Origin of the sequence: Streptomyces sp. 8L (assembly GCF_020176795.1) — a bacterium.
Taxonomy (GTDB): domain Bacteria; phylum Actinomycetota; class Actinomycetes; order Streptomycetales; family Streptomycetaceae; genus Streptomyces.
Genome location: NZ_JAIUKE010000110.1, coordinates 14,836 through 32,320, shown reverse-complemented (window position 1 = coordinate 32,320; position 17,485 = coordinate 14,836). Strand labels below are relative to the sequence as shown.

The 17,485-nt window shown below is 70.5% G+C and carries 17 protein-coding genes; 6 read left to right on the top strand and 11 right to left on the bottom strand.

The annotated features are described in order from the left end of the window. Window positions 1-787 precede the first annotated feature (787 nt). Window positions 788-1,453, top strand: coding sequence for a TetR/AcrR family transcriptional regulator (locus LCE31_RS11425; RefSeq protein ID WP_225014077.1), 666 nt, complete (start codon window positions 788-790; stop codon window positions 1,451-1,453). A gap of 328 nt (window positions 1,454-1,781) precedes the next feature. Next, window positions 1,782-3,350: an MFS transporter gene (locus tag LCE31_RS11420; RefSeq protein WP_225014076.1), complete on the top strand. Its 1,569-nt coding sequence runs from the start codon at window positions 1,782-1,784 to the stop codon at window positions 3,348-3,350. Between the two features lie 252 nt (window positions 3,351-3,602). Here the strand turns inward: LCE31_RS11420 and LCE31_RS11415 are convergent, their stop codons facing one another. Further along, window positions 3,603-4,118: a MarR family winged helix-turn-helix transcriptional regulator gene (locus tag LCE31_RS11415; protein ID WP_225014075.1), complete on the bottom strand. Its 516-nt coding sequence runs from the start codon at window positions 4,116-4,118 to the stop codon at window positions 3,603-3,605. Window positions 4,119-4,310: 192 nt separating this feature from the next. Between LCE31_RS11415 and LCE31_RS11410 the strand changes: the two genes are divergently transcribed. Beyond that, window positions 4,311-5,087: a dioxygenase family protein gene (locus tag LCE31_RS11410; RefSeq protein WP_225014074.1), complete on the top strand. Its 777-nt coding sequence runs from the start codon at window positions 4,311-4,313 to the stop codon at window positions 5,085-5,087. A 111-nt stretch (window positions 5,088-5,198) separates the two neighbouring features. Here LCE31_RS11410 and LCE31_RS11405 read toward each other — a convergent pair whose 3' ends face one another. Further along, entirely contained in the window at window positions 5,199-5,753 is a 555-nt protein-coding gene (locus tag LCE31_RS11405; protein ID WP_225014073.1) for a GNAT family N-acetyltransferase, read from the bottom strand. Between the two features lie 162 nt (window positions 5,754-5,915). On the opposite strand from LCE31_RS11405, the gene LCE31_RS11400 reads away from it, so the two are divergent. Then, complete coding sequence (locus tag LCE31_RS11400) at window positions 5,916-6,911, top strand: sigma-70 family RNA polymerase sigma factor (protein ID WP_225014072.1); 996 nt, start codon at window positions 5,916-5,918, stop codon at window positions 6,909-6,911. Window positions 6,912-7,287: 376 nt separating this feature from the next. On the opposite strand, the gene LCE31_RS11395 is transcribed toward LCE31_RS11400, so the two are convergent. The 3 genes from LCE31_RS11395 to LCE31_RS11385 form a co-directional block, all read right to left on the bottom strand. Continuing rightward, the gene (locus LCE31_RS11395; RefSeq protein WP_225014071.1) at window positions 7,288-8,040 is read right to left on the bottom strand and encodes a DUF6227 family protein; all 753 of its coding nucleotides are present in this window, start codon (window positions 8,038-8,040) and stop codon (window positions 7,288-7,290) included. Between the two features lie 123 nt (window positions 8,041-8,163). Next, window positions 8,164-9,219, bottom strand: coding sequence for a P1 family peptidase (locus LCE31_RS11390; protein WP_225014070.1), 1,056 nt, complete (start codon window positions 9,217-9,219; stop codon window positions 8,164-8,166). Further along, window positions 9,212-10,483, bottom strand: coding sequence for a low temperature requirement protein A (locus LCE31_RS11385; RefSeq protein WP_225014069.1), 1,272 nt, complete (start codon window positions 10,481-10,483; stop codon window positions 9,212-9,214). The genes LCE31_RS11390 and LCE31_RS11385 overlap by 8 nt, the downstream gene beginning before the upstream one ends. A 92-nt stretch (window positions 10,484-10,575) precedes the next feature. Here LCE31_RS11385 and LCE31_RS11380 point away from each other — a divergent pair, with 92 nt between their 5' ends. Next, window positions 10,576-10,815: a hypothetical protein gene (locus LCE31_RS11380; protein ID WP_225014068.1), complete on the top strand. Its 240-nt coding sequence runs from the start codon at window positions 10,576-10,578 to the stop codon at window positions 10,813-10,815. A 22-nt stretch (window positions 10,816-10,837) separates the two neighbouring features. Here LCE31_RS11380 and mscL read toward each other — a convergent pair whose 3' ends face one another. Together mscL and LCE31_RS41180 are read right to left on the bottom strand one after the other, a co-directional pair. Further along, the gene (gene mscL, locus LCE31_RS11375; protein ID WP_225014067.1) at window positions 10,838-11,341 is read right to left on the bottom strand and encodes a large conductance mechanosensitive channel protein MscL; all 504 of its coding nucleotides are present in this window, start codon (window positions 11,339-11,341) and stop codon (window positions 10,838-10,840) included. A gap of 144 nt (window positions 11,342-11,485) precedes the next feature. Beyond that, a complete protein-coding gene (locus LCE31_RS41180; protein WP_374118450.1) occupies window positions 11,486-11,959 on the bottom strand; it encodes an RcpC/CpaB family pilus assembly protein in 474 nt (157 codons plus the stop codon). Between LCE31_RS41180 and LCE31_RS11365 the strand changes: the two genes are divergently transcribed. Next, the gene (locus LCE31_RS11365; protein WP_225014065.1) at window positions 11,895-12,122 is read left to right on the top strand and encodes a hypothetical protein; all 228 of its coding nucleotides are present in this window, start codon (window positions 11,895-11,897) and stop codon (window positions 12,120-12,122) included. The two genes, LCE31_RS41180 and LCE31_RS11365, sit on opposite strands and share 65 nt — an antisense overlap. A 274-nt stretch (window positions 12,123-12,396) precedes the next feature. Here the strand turns inward: LCE31_RS11365 and LCE31_RS11360 are convergent, their stop codons facing one another. The 4 genes from LCE31_RS11360 to LCE31_RS11345 form a co-directional block, all read right to left on the bottom strand. Further along, window positions 12,397-13,230: an S-methyl-5'-thioadenosine phosphorylase gene (locus LCE31_RS11360; RefSeq protein ID WP_225014064.1), complete on the bottom strand. Its 834-nt coding sequence runs from the start codon at window positions 13,228-13,230 to the stop codon at window positions 12,397-12,399. Between the two features lie 122 nt (window positions 13,231-13,352). Then, window positions 13,353-13,721, bottom strand: a complete 369-nt coding sequence (locus LCE31_RS11355; protein ID WP_225014063.1) for an FmdB family zinc ribbon protein — start codon at window positions 13,719-13,721, stop codon at window positions 13,353-13,355. 67 nt (window positions 13,722-13,788) lie between these two features. Next, window positions 13,789-15,099, bottom strand: coding sequence for an MFS transporter (locus tag LCE31_RS11350; protein WP_225014062.1), 1,311 nt, complete (start codon window positions 15,097-15,099; stop codon window positions 13,789-13,791). 777 nt (window positions 15,100-15,876) lie between these two features. Beyond that, on the bottom strand, window positions 15,877-17,394 hold the full coding sequence (locus LCE31_RS11345; protein WP_225014061.1) for a potassium/proton antiporter: 1,518 nt from the start codon (window positions 17,392-17,394) through the stop codon (window positions 15,877-15,879). Window positions 17,395-17,485: the final 91 nt, after the last annotated feature.

Genomic DNA, 17,485 nt, shown 5'->3' with positions numbered 1-17,485 from the left:
GGCCCGGGCCGGGATCGGGGTCGGGAACAGAGGGGAGGACGGAGTCCCGCCCGAGGAAGGACTCACGCCCGAGGGCGGACTCGCGGCCGGGGAGGCTCTCGCGGCCCGAGCGACGGCCGCGCGCGGGAACGGTGGAGCCGGAACCCGCGTGCCCGCAGGACGGGCCGCGCGCCTCGCCGAACACACCGGCCTGCCGATCCGGTCTCTCCGTCGGGTCCGGGCTGTCCGGCCCTTGCGGACGGTCCGGTCTTCGCGACCCCTGCGGCGCCTGCGACCCCCGCGACGCCTGAGATTCCCGTGGTGAATCCGGCGTCCTCGATGCCCGTGGTTCCCGGGGCCCGAACGAGTCCGGTGCGGTGTGTGCGTCGGATGCGGTGTGCGGTCCGCGTTCGGACGGCGGCCCGAGTTCAGGCGATCCGTGCTGCTCACGGGGGGTGTGGTGCCCGTTGGGTATGCGCGACTTCCGTATCCGGCGCCTGTGCTGCATGCGGTGGCCCTTCGGGTCCGCGGCAGTCGGCCGTCCTGACTGCGCTCTGTTCGATCACCCTCCGTCCCTCGGCGTGTCGCCGCTCGCTGAGTGCGCCGATCGTGGGTTTCTTCCACGTGTGACCCAGATCACAAAAGGACCGGGAAATAACTGGGGAGCCCATCCCCGTTTGCACATGTGTCCGATCAAGCGGGGGGGGCGATCCCCGTTTGCGGATGAGAGAACAGAGAGTGAACTGCGAGTGAGTACGTCCACGACGACTTCCCCGGCTCCGGCCGGGACTGACGAGGAAAGGCCGACATGAAGACCGCTACCCGACCCGGCGCGGAGGCCGAGGCACACCGCGTAACGCGGCCGCGCGCCGACGCCCTGCGCAACAGGGAGCGGATCGTGTCGGCCGCCCGTGAGATGTTCGTGGAGTACGGGCCGGAGGCCCCGCTCGACGAGATCGCCCGCCGCGCGAGCATCGGCAATGCCACGCTCTACCGGCACTTCCCCGACAGGTCCACCCTCCTCGTTGAGGTGGTGCGGAGCGTCATGTCCCGTACGGCCGAGGCGGCCGAGCGGGCGGACGCGGAGGAATCCGATCCGTTCGCCGCGCTGTGCCGTTTCGTTCACGAGGCGGCCGACGAGCGGATCGGTGCCCTGTGCACACTGCTGTGCGGCCACTTCGAGCCGCACCGTGAAGACCTTGAGGTGGAGCGCATACGCCTCACCCAGATTGTCGATGCCATGATGGAGCGCGCCCGGCTGGCCGGACGCCTCCGTGAGGACGTGGCACAAGGCGATCTGATGGTGGCGCTCGCACAGCTCTCCCGCCCGCTGCCCGGAACGGGCTGTATGAATATCGACCGGTTCACCCACCGGCATCTGCAGCTGTTCATGGACGGCCTCGAAGCCCCTGCCCGGTCCGCTCTGCCCGGCAGGTCCGCGACTCTGGAGGATCTGCGCCGCGCCACCCCCTGACGCGCCCTGACCCAGGCACACAGCGAACCCAAGAAGCGAACAGAAACGGCCCCCTCAGGGCCGTCCCAGCCAGTCCTGTCCCGACGTACGACCTCTGCACCGATCCCGCCCGTACGGCTCCGGCGGCTCGGCAGCTGCCGCGGTTCTCATCCGCGGCAGGCCGGGCGCTGAGGCTTTCACGCGCACGCGATCAGCAGGCCGAACACCACGTCCACACCGAAGACCACGCCGCCCGCAGACCAGGGTGGCGCCACACCTCGTAAGCGCGGCAGCGTCGCCCGGACTTACGTGCGCTTCCGTCCTACCGCACCCTTAGGTGGATAGCTCCATGTCAAAAACCCTCGAAACAGGGCCTTCGCGCTCCGTTTCCGATGTCGCGAGCGCGGCTTCCAACCGCTGGAAGGCGCTCGTCTTCATCGCTCTCGCCCAGTTGATGGTCGTGCTCGACGCGACCATCGTGAACATCGCCCTGCCGCACGCGCAGGTGGACCTCCACATATCCGACGCGAACAAGCAGTGGGTCATCACGGCCTACGCGCTGGCCTTCGGTGGCCTGCTCCTGTTCGGCGGACGCGTGGGTGACCTCTGGGGGCGCAAGCGCGCCTTCGTCACCGGCCTCTTCGGCTTCGCCGCCGCGTCCGCCGTCGGTGGCGCAGCGGTCAACGAGGCGATGCTGCTGAGCTCGCGCGCCGCGCAGGGCATCTTCGGCGCGCTGCTCGCGCCGGCCGCGCTGTCGCTGCTCGCGACGACGTTCACGGACCCGAAGGAGCGCGCCAAGGCGTTCGGCATCTTCGGCGCGATCGCCGGTGGCGGCGGCGCCGTCGGCCTGCTGCTCGGCGGCTTCCTCACCGAGTACCTGGACTGGCGCTGGACGTTCTTCGTGAACATCCCGTTCGCGGTCATCGCCGCGCTCGGCGCGTTCCTCGTGATCAAGGAGCCCGCGGGCGGCCGCAACCGCAACCCGCTGGACATCCCCGGCGTGTTCCTGGCCACGCTCGGCCTGGTCTCACTGGTGTACGGCTTCACCCGCGCCGAGTCCGACGGCTGGACCGACCCGTTCACCATCGGGCTGTTCGTGGCGACCGTCGTCCTGCTGGCCGCCTTCGCGTTCGTCGAGTCGAAGGTCAAGGCTCCGCTGCTGCCGCTCCGCGTGGTCACCGACCGCAACCGCGCCGGTGTCTACTCCTCGCTCGGCCTCGCCATCATCGGCATGTTCGGCCTGTTCCTCTTCCTGACCTACTACCTGCAGGTCGTCCAGGGGTACTCGGCCGTGAAGACCGGCTTCGCGTTCCTGCCCATGGTCGCCTCCATGATCACCGGCTCGACGCAGATCGGCGCCAGGCTGATGAACAAGGTGCCCGCGCGTGCGCTGATGGGCCCCGGCTTCATCTTCGCCGGCATCGGCATGCTGCTGCTGACGCGCCTTGAGGTCGGCTCCTCCTACGCGGGCGTCATCCTGCCCGGCATGATCCTGCTCGGCCTCGGTATGGGTACGGCCTTCATGCCGGCCATGTCCCTGGCGACGCACGGCATCGAGCCCCGCGACGCGGGCGTCGCCTCGGCGATGGTGAACACGTCGCAGCAGGTCGGTGGCGCCATCGGCACCGCTCTGCTGAACACGATCGCCGCCTCGGCCACGGGCACGTTCCTCGCGTCGCACCACGCCGCCGCGTCGGCCGGTGCGGCGGGCCAGAAGCTGGTCCAGGCGCAGGGCCTGGTGCACGGGTACACGACCGCCATCTGGGTGGCTGTCGCGATCCTCGCCGTGGCCGCGACCATCGCGCTGACCGCGATCAACGCGGGACGCCCGGGCACCACCACGGTCAGCTCCACCGACGCCAAGAGCGCCGAGGGCGAGTCCGAGGACGAGGTCCAGATCCCGGTCGCCATGCACTGACCCGCGAGGGGACCCGGGAGAACCGGGGACCCGGCGACCGTGCCGTAAGGCCGGGGAGATCGCCGGGTCCGCACCCTGCGGGTGACACGGACGGACATCCCGCCGGCATGAATCCGCCCCGGCACCGCGACCCGTCGCGGCCCGGGGGCGGACGTGTGTCCGCGCCCGGAAGGCGGGCGATGCCCGGCGCGGGGGAGACACCTCGGCCGCGCGACACAGGAACGGTCGCATCCCGATGAGGCGGCGTCGCGGTCAGCGACGCCAGGGCAGGTCCGCTCCCGTGCCCTCCGGTTCCAGACCCGCCGCCATAGCGCGCATGATCTCGCCGAGCTGCCTCACCTGTTCCGGGTCGAGCCGGTCGAAGATCACCTGCCGCACGGCGGCCACATGGCCGGGTGCCGACTCCCGCAGCTTCGCCTGCCCGCTCTCCGTCAGGCGGGCGATCTGCCCCCGCCGGTCCGAGGGGCAGTCCTCACGGCTGACCCAGCCGCTCGCCTCCAGCCGCGCGACCGCGTGGGAGAGCCGCGACCTGGTGATCTTGACGCCCTTCGCCAGCTCGGTCATCCGCAGCGCCATGCCCGGAGCCCACGAGAGGTGGACGAGCAGCGCGTAGTAGATGTGCGGCATGCCCGCGTCCCGCTGCAGCTGGCGGTCCAGATGGTCCTCCAGGAGGAGCGAGCCATGCAGGTACGCCTGCCATACCCGCTGTTCCTCGTCGCTGAGCCAGCGCGGCTCTTCGTCGCCCCGGTGAGCGGATGGCGTAGTCATGGACGACAGCCTACTGATCATTGAATGTTTAACCAGATTGGGCTAGCGTGAAGGGTGATTGTTTGAGGTTTCAAAGACTGATGGTGAACCGAAGCGATCACAGCAGACCGGTCCGCCGCCCGCCCGGTGCGGGCTGCCCGCTCCGACCCGTTTCCCGGCAGCCCCGCCGGTGTCCCGCGAGAGGCGATCCCCATGAGCGCAGTCCCCGGGCGCATGCCCGCCCTCTACCTCTCCCACGGCGCGCCGCCGCTCGCCGACGACCCCGTATGGACGCGGGAGCTGGCCGCCTGGTCGTCGGACCTGCCCAGGCCCACGGCGATCCTGATGGTCTCCGGGCACTGGGAGGAGGCGCCGCTCGCGCTGGGCGCGACGGCCGTCGTCCCGTTGGTCTACGACTTCTGGGGCTTCCCCGAGCGCTACTACCGGGTGCGGTACGCCGCTCCCGGTGCGCCCGCGCTCGCCGACTCCGTACGCAAGCTGCTGCGGGGCGCGGGAACGCCCGTGCAGGACGTACCCGAACGCGGCCTCGACCACGGCGCGTACGTACCGCTCAAGGAGATGTTCCCAGCCGCCGACATCCCTGTGCTGCAGATCTCGATGCCGACCCTCGATCCCCGCAAGCTGCTCGAAATGGGGCGCAGGCTCGCGCCGCTCCGGGACGAGGGCGTACTGATCGTCGGCAGCGGCTTCTTCACCCACAACCTGGCCGCCCTGCGGCAGGACGGGCTGCCCTCCTGGTCCGCCGAGTTCGACGACTGGGGCCACCGGGCGCTGCTCGACCAGGACATCGACGCCCTGCTCGACTTCGAGCACAAGGCGCCGGCGGGCAGGCTGGCCCACCCGAGGACGGAGCATTTCGCGCCGCTGTTCGTCACTCTGGGCGCCTCGGCGGACGAGTGGGACAGCGGCCGCAGCGTGATCGACGGCTTCTGGATGGGCCTGGCGAAACGGTCGGTCCAGTACGGCTGAACGGACCGCGGATCTCGGCCCGCGGACGGTAGGGGCCAGCGGCGGGCGGCAGGCGGGACGCAGAGCGGCTGCCCTTGCGCTGGGCTTACGCCAGTCGTGCCTACGCCGTGCCTACGCCTGCCGCGTCTCCGTGCTCTCCCGCGCGCCAGGAAGGGCCTTCTCGTACCAGGCCACGTCCCAGTACTGCCCGAACTTCCGGCCCACTTCCGCGTACGTGCCGACGTGGCGGAAGCCGAAGCGGGTGTGCAGCCGCACCGATGCCTCGTTGGGCTGCGCGACGCCCGCGTAGGCGCGGTGGACGTCCTCGCCCGCGAGTGCCTCGAAGAGGGCCTCGTAGAGCAGCGTGCCGACACCGCGCCCGCGCGCATGGCGCGAGCAGTAGACGCTCACTTCCACGGACGTGGAGTACGCCGCCTTCGGACGGAAGGGGCTGCTGGTCGCATACCCGAGAATGCGGGCAGACGGGACATCCTGAGCAACCAAGAGCCGGTGCGGCCCGTCTTCAGAGTGGGAGCGCAACCAGTCGATGCGCCCGTCCGGAGTGAAAGTGACCGTGTCGAACGTTATGGGTGTCGTGAGGATGTAGTGGTTGTAGATGTCCACGAGTGCCTCGATGTCGGCCTCGATCCCCGGCCTGACCTGCACCTCTGATGATGAATGGCGCATCGATCCCCTCCTCGGGGGCCAGCGTAGCGCGACAGGGTACTGCATGATCACGAAAATCGTGGACGGCATGGGAATTCTGTCCGGATTCCAGGCGTTCTTACCTTCGGAAGCAGGGCACCCGATCGGGTGCCGCGACCTACTCAGTCCAGCAAGGGAGCTCGAATGGCAACCCGTGCCGTCGCCCGTCGCACTGCCTCGCGCGGAACGACCGAGGCGAACAGTGTTCGCGCTACTGGCGGGGAGATCGCCGACCGCGACCTGGTCGGCATGTACCTCGACGAGATCGCGCGAACCCCGCTGCTCGACGCCGCAAGGGAAGTCGAGCTGTCCCAGACCATCGAGGCAGGAGTCTACGCGCGGCAGATCCTCGACGGCGAGGTGACGAGTAAGGGCGCCGGCGCCTCGCGTGAGGAGCTGGAGGCCCTGGTGGCCGAGGGCGACCGTGCGAAGGACGTCTTCATCCGTTCCAACCTCCGCCTCGTCGTGGCGGTGGCGCGGCGCTACCCGCGCAGTGGCCTGCCGCTGCTCGACCTGATCCAGGAGGGCAACGCGGGCCTGGTGCGAGCTGTCGAGAAGTTCGACTACGCCAAGGGCTTCAAGTTCTCCACCTACGCCACGTGGTGGATCAGGCAGGCGATCACGCGGTCGATAGCCGACCAGTCGCGCACCATCCGGCTCCCCGTGCATCTGGTGGAGGAGCTCGGCAGGATCAGGCGCGTGCAGCGCGAGTTCAACCGGGAGAACGGCAGGGACCCCGAGCCCGCGGAGATCGCCGCCGAGCTGGGTTCGACGCCGGAGCGGATCAATGACGTGCTCGATTGGGCCCGCGACCCGGTCAGCCTCAACATGTCGGTGGACGACGAGGGCGACACGCAGTTCGGTGACCTGCTGGAGGACACGTCGGCCGTCTCTCCCGAGCAGTCGGTCCTGACGCTGCTGCGCAGCGAGGAGCTGGAAGACCTGATCGGCAGGCTCGACCAGCGCACGGCATCCATCATCAAGATGCGCTACGGCATCGAGGACGGCCGCGAGCGTACGCTGACAGAGGTGGGCAAACAGCACGGCCTCACCCGAGAGCGCATTCGCCAGATCGAGAAGCACGCGCTGCTTGAGCTGAAGAAAATGGCGAGGGACACGGGCTTCGACGCGGCGGCGTGACGCACGCGCCCATTACCCGTAGGGTCACCTACGGAACGGCGACCTCCTCGCCGTCCCCAGGAACGAGCCCCGGTGCCAACCCCCCCAGGCGCCGGGGCTCTCCCTTGCCCGGACTCCGCTCCGCTGCCGGGGGTGCGGGCAGCGGACCCGCCCCGGCGCGAGCGGAGCTACTCGCCGCGCTGCCCGTCCTGCGTGACGGCTGCTCCGCGTCCGACGGGCCCTCCGCCGCCGCTCATCGGCGTTCTCCTGTCCCCGACGGCCCGGCGCGCGACCCTGCTGGCGACGACGCGCGCTCGGCCCCGCGCTGCCGGGGAGAGGCGCGCCGCGGTCCTGAGACGGCCTGCCGACGACAGCCCGGGCCCTCGTGCCGCCGGGCTCAGCGCACGCGGGCCCTGCGTTCCAGCGCGGCCCGTGCCGTGGACTCGTCCGTGTAGACCTCGCACATGTGCCGGCCGTCCGGCGTGGCGGTGTGCTCGATCTCCCACAGGCTGGTCTCGGTGCCGTTGATGAGCAAGAACGCGTGCTCATAGAGCATGAAGCCCGAGTTCCCCTCCTCCAGATGGCACCAGTGCCCGAAGACCTGGGCGATGTGGTGGGCGAACGCCGTACGCAGCAGGCGCGCGGTCTCCTCGCCCGGCCGGTCCGTGTTCTCCGCGCGCCGCAGCAACCTGCGCGCATGGTCGGGGGAGTTGTCGTTGACGTAGAGCCTGGGCAGTGCGGCAGGCGACGCGGCCAGCACTTCCTCAGGCGAGATCCGCGGACCGAGTCCGTGAGCCGCGACGCCGCCCAGGCCGAGCCGGGACTCCTCGCCTAACAGTTCGATGGCGGCCTGCCGGGCGTCCGCCTCGGCCGCGAACAGCTCGTACAGCGGCGCGCCGTCGCGGCCGGTGGTGTGCACCACCTCCCACAGAGTCACCGCGGTGGTGTCGGACAGCAGGAACGTATGCCGGTACGTCTCGCGGTGCCGGCCCTTGCTGTGGTGCGCTGAGATCAGTGAACTGGCGTGAGCCAGGGCGGAGTCGAGGCGCCCGACCAAAGCTTCGGGCAGCACGAAGGAGTTGAGTGAGCGTTCCAGAAGACGCTGGATGTGCGTCTCGGTCGTCTCGGTCGTTTCGTACGGACCGTTCAAGAGGGATCTCCCCGACATCGCCAGGTGTCACTTTGTGAACGCATACCGTAGCCCCTTGGGGTGAGCTCACGTCCAGGGTTTGGGAAAACAGAGCGCGATTCGGAGAATTTCATTCCTGTTCCGTCAGGGACCCTCACCGGAGCGGTCAGGTCCATACAGCTCTTGGTACGAGGGGAACACCCCGCCCGGACCGGCGACGCCCTCCGCGGTGAGGACCGCCCTGACGATCGCCCGGGTGACCACGTCGGCCGCGGCGGAGAGCACCGGGTTGAGCGCCAACGGCCCGTCCCCCAGGGGAAAACCGCCGGTCGCCAGAGCGAAGACCGTGTCCCCGTCGTTCATCAGGTGCACGGGCCGCACCGCCCGGGCGATGCCGTCGTGCGCCGTGCCCGCCATCTTCTGCGCCTGTGCCCGGCTCAGCGCCGCATCCGTGGCGACCACCGCGATGGTGGTGTTCAGCGGAGCGGACTTGGCCTCCGCGCGCAGGGCGGCCAGTCTCGCTTGCGCCGCCTCGTGGACCCCCGATGCGGGATACGCCGTACGCCCCTCGTAGTAGCGCCCGTACAGCACACCCGTGAGCGGATCGACCGCGGAGCCGGCCGCGTTGGCGACGACGAGAGCGGCGACGGTGATCCCGGAACCTGGCAGCACCGTGGCGACGGTGCCCACCCCGCCCTTCAGCAGGCCGACCAGCGCCCCCGTACCCGCGCCGACACCGCCCTCGCCGACCGGCTCACGGTCGCCCGTCGCGGCCGCGGCCTCGACCGCGGCACGTCCCGTGGCCGCGTCCGGCCGCAGCTTCCAGTCGCCGCCGCGCCCCAGGTCGAACACGGCCGCCGCGGGCACCACCGGCACCACCCGCGTCCGGTCCCGAATCCTTACGCCCCGGCCCTGCTCCTCCAGCCAGGCCACCACGCCGGACGCCGCGTCGAGCCCGTACGCGCTGCCGCCCGTCAGGACCACCGCCTCCACCCGCTCGACCAGATTGCGCGGGTCCAGCGCGTCGGTCTCGCGCGTCGCGGGGCCTCCTCCCCGTACGTCCACGGCAGCCGTCACCCCGCCCTCGGGCGCGAGCACGACCGTCGTGCCCGTCAGCGCGTGCTCGCCCGCGACCCGCGCGTGTCCGACCCGCAGTCCCGCCACGTCGGTCAGCCCGCCGCACCGCCCCCGGTCAGTCACCCTGAGCCCCTTCCGAACCATCGGACTCGGACACACTGCCCAACCTGGAGCCACCGCCAACACCGTCGGGCACGCCGTTCTCCGGAGACCTGGCGGCCAGCGCCACGCCGACCGCCACCGTCGCCGCCGACACCAGCCCCGCCGCGAACACCGCCCACTCGCCGGCGAAGAGGCAGCAGACGACCGCCACTGATGAGACGGGCAGCACGAGCTGCTGCGCCAGGCCCCTCTTGAAGTGCCGTGCGTGCAGCAGCCACACGGTGATCAAAAAGACCGCCGCCGGCACCGCGACGGCCGCTCCCGCCGCGCGTGCCGAGACGTGCGCCTCACCCACCGCGTATTCGACCGCGACTTCCAGACCCGCACCGATCGCGGCCGCCGATCCGAAGATGAGGTAGTGCCCGTACCCCCAGGGAATGGCTTGCCGGTCGCTCGTCAGCCGCTCGTGCGCGGGCGCCGCGAAATAGATCCACCAGGCGGCGAAGACGATGAGGACGCCGCCGCCCGCGATCGGCAGCAGCCGCCCCAGTGCCTCGTGCTCGTCGAGCGCGGACTGCACGGCGACGGTGGCCGCGGACATCGTCTCGCCGAGCACGATCAGGGTGAACAGCCCGTACCGCTCCTCGATGTGGTGCGGATGCCACGGCGTCTCCTGGGTGTGCTCCGCCACCACCGGGACCAGCATCTCGGCCACCCCGACGACCAGGAAGAGCCACCGCCGGGAGCCATCCGGCACGGCCAGCAGCGCCACCCACGCCGCCTGGCACACCGCGACTCCCACGGCGTACCTCAGAGCGGTCCCTCTGGCGGCGCTCCCCGCCCTCTCGGAGGCCGCGGCCCGCAGCCACTGCCCGGTCAGCGCGAGCCGCATCACCAGATAGCCGATGACGGCGATCGTCCAGTCGTTGGCGGTGAAGGCCCGCGGAATACCCGCCGCGTAGATCAGCACACCGCAGATCTGCACCAGCGTCGCCACGCGGTACGGCACGTCGTCGATGTCGTAGGCGGAGGCGAACCAGGTGAAATTCATCCAGGCCCACCAGATGCTCCAGAAGACGAACACGTAGCCGATCACGCCACTGCCGGGATGTCCTTCCGCGAAGGCGTGCACCAGCCGCGCGCCGGCCTGGGACACCGCGACGACGAAGCACAGATCGAAGAAGAGCTCCAACGGTGTCGAGGCACGATGCTCCTCGTCGCGTCCGCGCGCGGTCATCCGCCGCACGACACCTGCTGTCCTGTTCCCGGGCCCCACCGATGTCATGGGTCAAGGAGAGCAGACTCAGGCCGCGCCCTCGACCAGGACGCGCACCCCGCCCGGGGACGGGGCCGTCGGCACCGCCGTACGCTGGGGGCATGAGCACAGCTCCCGACCCCGAGTCCCCGTCCGGGGGCGCCGGACGGACCGGTTCGCCGGCCCCGGCCTCGCCCTCGTCGCCGTCGGCCGCCCGCCCCGGGCTCGTCTTCGACGACCCCTTGGACCAGCGGTCCGCGGACGACACCGACGACGGATGGGGCGAGCGGCCCGCTGTGAAGTCCGGCACACCCGCCGACCTCGCGCGCTTTCTCGACGAGAAGCCGCCCCACCACATCTGAGGCGGCGACCCGGCGAGCGTCCTCAGCGACTCTTCGGGACAGATGATCCGTTCTCGCTGGGCGCGGGGGTGCGCTGCGAGACGAGGCTGTCCCGGATCTCCTTCAGGACGTCCAGCTCGCTGGCTTCCACGACGACCTCGTCCACCGGTGTCTCCTCCTTGGCGGCCATGATCCGGGCCCGCCTGGCGAGGAACCTGGACATCGGCAGGATCATCAGGAAGTAGACGACCGCGGCCGTGATCAGAAAGTTCAGCGCGGAACTGAGGACCGTCCCCCACATGAGTTGAATGCCGTGGGTCACGCCCGCCTTGTCCGTCACGCACGGGCCCTGCAAGCAGGAGTGGTACTTCTCCAGGTCCTGGGTGCCGAAGGCGCCCACCACCGGGTTGATGACGCCCTTGACCACTGCGTTCACGATGTTGGTGAATGCCGCGCCAATGACGACCGCGACCGCGAGGTCGATTACGTTTCCGCGCATCAGGAAGGCCTTGAAGCCCGCCAGCACGCTCTCTTTCTCCTTGCCCACGAAAGAGCCTCAGCCTTTCTTCGCCCGTGCCGTAAGGGTGGCAGTCTGCCCCGCAACTTACGTCAGGGCAGGGGCTCACTGTCCAATCCGCGGGCGTCTCCGATTGACACGCCAGTGCGACGCGGAGAGCTCTTTCGAGCCTGCTCAGCACAGTGTCACCGCCAGCTGGGACACGGCTCCGGCCGAGGCCAGCTCCGCCGCGACGGCCCTGGACACCGAGAGTACGAGCAGCGCACCGCCCTCGATGGCTCCTTCCGCGCCTGCGTCCGGAATCCGCTCGACGCGGGCGCTCGTGGCGACGATCCGGGCCGTCGGCTCCCGGCGCCCGCTCCCCGTGTCACCCGTCGGGGAGACGGGGGTGGCGATCACATCGACCAGGTCGCCGGGGTGCAGCAGCGCGACCGTCGCCGCGTCGGCGATCCGCACAGGGGCCGATACGATCCGTTCCCCGGGCGGCTCCGGCGGAGAGGTGCCCGGCGCCTCGGCCGGCCCGGAGCGGCCCCCTGCGCCTGGACCCGGGCCCGCGTGCGGCCCCGGAGGGAGCGGACGCGCGGTGCCCGTAGCACCCGCGCCCGTCGCCGCCAGCGCGGCCGCGGTCACGGCGAGACCGGCGGCCATGACGCGGCGCCTGCGCAGCACCGCCCGGCGCAAGCGGTCCCGCTGCCCGCACACCCGCAGCGGGTCGAAGGCCGGCACACCTCGCGGTTCCGGCACCGAGGAGCCGGGCGCATATCTGTGCCGCACGCACGTGGAAGGAGCGGACGGGCCCTCGGACGCGTGAGACGGACGTGGATCGGGCTGAGACGCACGGGACATGGCGAACCACCGCCTGGTGTGAAGGGTGCGCGACGGCTTGGGTGCGGTCGCTGCACACTCACCATGCCCGGCCCCGCAAGATCTTGCCGGAGGCTGTGGACAACCCTTGTCGGTGTGGACAACTCGCTCACCCGCAGGGGTGGTTGTGCCATTCGTGGGGCATCGCGGCGCATGGGCCGCCGAGCGGCAGGGCAAGCTGATCTCGGACGGTCGGGGGCGACCCGATCCGATCACGGGGGTCAGGGCAGGCTGATCCCGGTGTCGAGCCCGTCCAGCGCATGGGAGCAGAGGCAGTCCCGTGTCTCGTTCGACGGCAGTCCGCCCACCGCGTCGAACAACACCGTGCGCAGCCGGTCCACATTCTCGGCGAAGACCTTCAAGACCTCTTCGTGGGAGACGCCCTCGCCCGTCTCGGCTCCCGCGTCCAGGTCGGTCACGAGCGTCATGGAGGTGTAGCAAAGACCAAGTTCACGTGCGAGCACGGCCTCGGGGTGCCCGGTCATCCCGACGACCGACCAGCCCATGGCCGCATGCCACCGGGACTCCGCCCGGGTGGAGAAGCGCGGCCCCTCGACCACTACCAGTGTGCCGTCCTCGACGGGCTCCCAGTCCCGTCCGCGGGCAGCCACGATCGCCGCCTTCCGCCCCTGGGGGCAGTAGGGGTCCGCCAGCGAGATGTGGACGACGTTGGACGTGCTGCCGTCGGGCAGGGGCACACCGTCGTAGAACGTCTGCGTCCTGGACTTCGTACGGTCCACCAGCTGGTCCGGCACCAGCAGGGTGCCGGGGCCGTACTCGGGACGCAGACCGCCCACGGCGCAGGGGCCCAGCACCTGCCGTACGCCCACGGAGCGCAGGGCCCAGAGGTTGGCGCGGTAGTTGATGCGGTGCGGCGGCAGGTGGTGGCCGCGACCGTGCCGCGGCAGGAAAGCCACTCGCCGGCCTGCGATCTCGCCGACGAAGAGGGAGTCGCTCGGTGGGCCGTAGGGCGTCTCCACCCGGACCTCGGTCACGTCTTCGAGGAAGGAGTAGAAGCCGGACCCACCGATCACGCCGATCTCTGCGTTCGCCATGGCCGTCACCCTAACCGGCGCCGCGGAAGGTCCCGCACGCAGACCGAGGACCCCAGCCGCGAAGGACGGACCGGGGTCCTGGAAAGGAGGCAGACCTGGGCGAACGGTGCCGTTCCGCCGGCTCAGGCGGCCGAGAAACCGCTCGACGAGGTGCTCGACGAGCTGGAGCCCGACGAGGAGGAAGCGGAGGAGGACGACGAGGAAGACGTCGATGCGGAGGCGGTCGCCTTCGAGTCCTTGGAGCCCTTGGAGTCCTTCGACTCGGAGGACGACGCGGAGCCCGACTTCGACGCGGGCGTCGAGCTCGACGAGGAGCTGCGGCTGTCGTTGCGGTAGAAACCGGAACCCTTGAACACGATGCCGACCGCGGAGAACACCTTCTTGAGGCGTCCCTGGCAGTTCGGGCACACGGTCAGGGCGTCATCGGTGAACTTCTGCACCGCCTCAAGGCCCTCGCCACATTCGGTGCACTGGTACTGGTAGGTCGGCACTTGCTCCTCCTGGCACTCTCACTCGATGAGTGCTAAACGACGCTCCATAGTGACGTATTCCGAGCGATCAGTCCACTGCCGCGGTCTCGCGGTGACCGATCGCACGTACCGTTCCCCGCCCGGAACCCCGGGGGAGGAGCCTTGACTGAAGGGATAGCAGCACAGCCAGGGCGAGGCCGGTACCTGCCAGGGGCACGAGGAAACCGGCGCGCGCGCCATGCGTGTCGGCGAGTTGCCCCGCCGCGGTGACGGCCGCGGCCTGGCCGAGTGCCACCGCTCCCGTCAGCCAGGTGAACGCCTCGGTCCTCGCCGAGGATTCCACCAGGGCGTCGATCAGCGTATAGCCGCTGATCAGGGCGGGTGCGATGCACAGTCCCGCCAGCAGGCCCAGCACGGCGAAGAGCGGTACCGAGTGGACGGCCCACAGCGTGGCCGAGACGAGGGTGAGGCCGGTGTAGCCGAGCACCAGCCTGCGCCGCGGCCCGGTCTTCCAGGTGACGGCGCCGAAGACGAGGCCGGACAGCATGTTGCCGGCCGCGAAGATCCCGTAGAGAGGTCCGTTCACGCCTGAGTCGCCGATCTCCTGGGCGAACGCGGTGAGGGACACCTGCATCCCGCCGAAGACGGCACCGATACCGAGGAAGGAGACAGCCAGGACGCGTACGCCAGGCACGGCCAGGGCCGAGGAACGCCCCTCGGACCCGCGGCCCTCGGTAGGAGTGCCGGCCGGCCGGGGCTGGGTGGCGCGGCGAGCGGCGAAGACGAGACCGCCCACCAGGGTCAGGCCGGCCTCGGCGGCGAGCCCGGCCGCCGGGTGCACGCTGGTGGACAGGGCCGTGGCGAGCACGGGACCGATGACGAAGGTGAACTCGTCGGTCACCGATTCGAAGGCCGCGGCGGTCGGCAGGAGGGCGGCGGCCCTGGGAGACCGCGTCAGGGCTGTCACCCATCTGGCACGCACCATCGGGCCCACCTGGGGTACCGAGGCGCCCGTCGGGACGGCGGCGGCGAACAGGGCCCACAGAGGGGCGCCCGCCAGCGCCAGGACGATGAGCGCGGCGACGGACGCGGCGTGCACCAGGACGCCGGGCACCAGCACCGTGGCCTGGCCGAAGCGGTCCGCGAGTTTGCCGCTCTGGGGGGCGAAGAGCGCCATGGCCACCCCGGTCACGGCGGCGACGGCGCCTGCCGTGCCGTACGAGCCGGTCGTGTGCTGGACGAGCAGGACGATGCCGATCGTCAGCATCGCGAAGGGCTGCCGGGCCGCGAAACCCGGCACCAGGAAGGTCCAGGCGCGTGGGGTCCGCAGGAGTTGTCCGTACCCGGGGCGGGCGGTCGCCGGCTCACCGGCGGTTTCGGTCTCGACCGTGTGGGACACGGTCCTTGCCTTTCTGCCGTCTGGTGACGTGTCCCGCGGGGCGGGGCGGCCGAGGGCTGTCCGCTGTGTACGGCTTCACGGCCGTACCAGCCCTGCGTCAGACGGAGTCGAGAATTCGAGAACAGCTGTCGTGAGGGGTCTGGCGTGAAACGAAGGGTGGAACGAAGGGTCGTATAGGGGCTCGAACGAAGGGCCCAGTCCGAGGGCCACGTCGTCGTCGCGGGACGCTGGTTGCGGGACGCCGTGACAGGACCGGAACGGGGCCTGCCGGAGCGGGAACCGCCGGAGTCGGACCCATCCGAACCCGACCCGCCCGAGCGGGAACCGCCGGAACGGGGCCGGGGCCCCGGACCAAAGCCCAACAATCGTACAGGCCTGTGGGGAGTCGCCCTGCGAATGGAGGGGAGACGTGGTGATCTCCCTTGGTTCTCAGGGGCGGCGACGCGCGTAGGGCGCATCCTTGCGCCGGTGCCTGCCCTCTTCCCGTACGGGCTCACTCGCCCGTGCCGCTCTTCCGGGGCCGGATCGCCGGGGTGGACCGGCCTGGACCGCCGACCGCTGGACCGGCCACCGGCCCGCTGGGCCGGACCGGACGGACTAGACCGGACCACCGGACCGGCCGCCAACCAGACCAGACCGACCCGGCCGCCAACCCGGACCGCCGACCGGATCAGACCGGCCCGGCCGCGCGCCCGGACCGCCGACCGGACGAGACCGGCCCGGACCGCCGAGGCGGCGAACGTCAACGCCCCGCCCGGCCCCTCGAAGCGGTCGGCGTCAGCGTCGGGTGCTTTCGCCCAGCCAGCTCGCCAGTTTGCCGCTCTGGCCGACGGCGCGCAGGCGTTCCTCCGTCGCGTCGCGCACCGGGTCGGTGGCCACTACGAGGAGTTCGTCCCCGCGTTGCAGGAGGGTGGACGGCTGTGGCACGAAACTCTGCCCGTTCCGCACCACCAGGGTCACGGCCGCGCCCTGGGGCAGGCGCAGCTCGCCGACCTCGACACCGTGCATCTTCGAGCGCCCGGGGATAGCCACGGACAGCAGATGGCCGCGCAGCCGTTCCAGCGGGGCGGACTCCACGCCGAGGTCGGCGGTGTCCGAGGAACTGCCGAGGCGCAGGGCCTTCGCCAGCCACGGCAGGGTCGGCCCCTGTACCAGGGTGTACACGACGACGAGGACGAAGACGATGTTGAAGATCCGGCGGCTGCCCTCGATCTGGGACACCATCGGGATGGTCGCCAGGATGATGGGTACCGCGCCGCGCAGGCCGGCCCACGACATCAGGATCTGCTCGGTCCAGGGGATCTTGAACGGGGCGAGGCCGATGAACACGGACAGGGGTCTCGCCACGACGGTGAGCACCAGGCCGACCATCACGGCCGGCCAGAAGTCCCTGCCGAGTTCATGGGGCGTGACGAGCAGCCCGAGCAGGACGAACATCCCGATCTGCGCGATCCAGCCGAGTCCTTCGGCGAAGCCCCGGTTCGCCGGGGCATGCGGCAGGCGCGCGTTGCCGAGGATCATCGAGGCGAGGTAGACGGCGAGGAACCCGCTGCCGTGGGCGGTGGCGCCGAGCGCATAGGCCGAGACCGCGATGGCCATGACGGCGATCGGGTAGAGGCCGGAGGCGGGCAGCGCCACGCGCCGCAGCCCGAAGGCGCCGACGTACCCCACGGCGAGCCCTACACACGCTCCGATCAGCAGTTCCAGCAGGATCTCTCCGACGAGCACGTACCAGCTGGCGACGTGCCCCGTGGAGGAGAGCGCGACCACGATGATCACCACGGGGGCGTCGTTGAAGCCGGACTCCGCCTCCAGGGCGCTGGTGACGCGCCGGGGCAGGGGCACCCGCCGCAGCACGGAGAAGACGGCCGCCGCGTCGGTGGACGACACGACAGCGCCGATGATCACGGCCTGGCGCCAGTCGAGTCCGACCAGATAGTGGGCCGCGGCGGCGGTCACGCCGATGCTGACGCCGACGCCGACGGTCGACAGGGCGATCCCGGCGGGCAGGGACGCCTTGACGTCTTTCCACTTCGTGCCGAGGCCGCCCTCGGCCAGGATCACGACGAGGGCCGCGTAGCCGATGACCTGCGTCAGTTCGGCGTTGTCGAAGGGGACGTGGAAGAGGCCGTCCTGCCCCATCGCCACGCCGATACCCAGGTAGATCAGCAGGCTGGGGAGCCCGCTCTTGGACGAGATGCGTACGGCCGCGACGGCGACGAGCAGGACCAGTGAACAGATGAGCAACAGGATGTTGAGCTGGTGGACAGTCAGGGGCCGATCCTTTCCTCGCACGCGTGCCGGATCGTTCCTCCGCGAGGCCTCCGGCAGGCCCTCGGGGCGGGCTGCACTTTGCTTACCTTACCTAATCATTAACGCTTTCTTG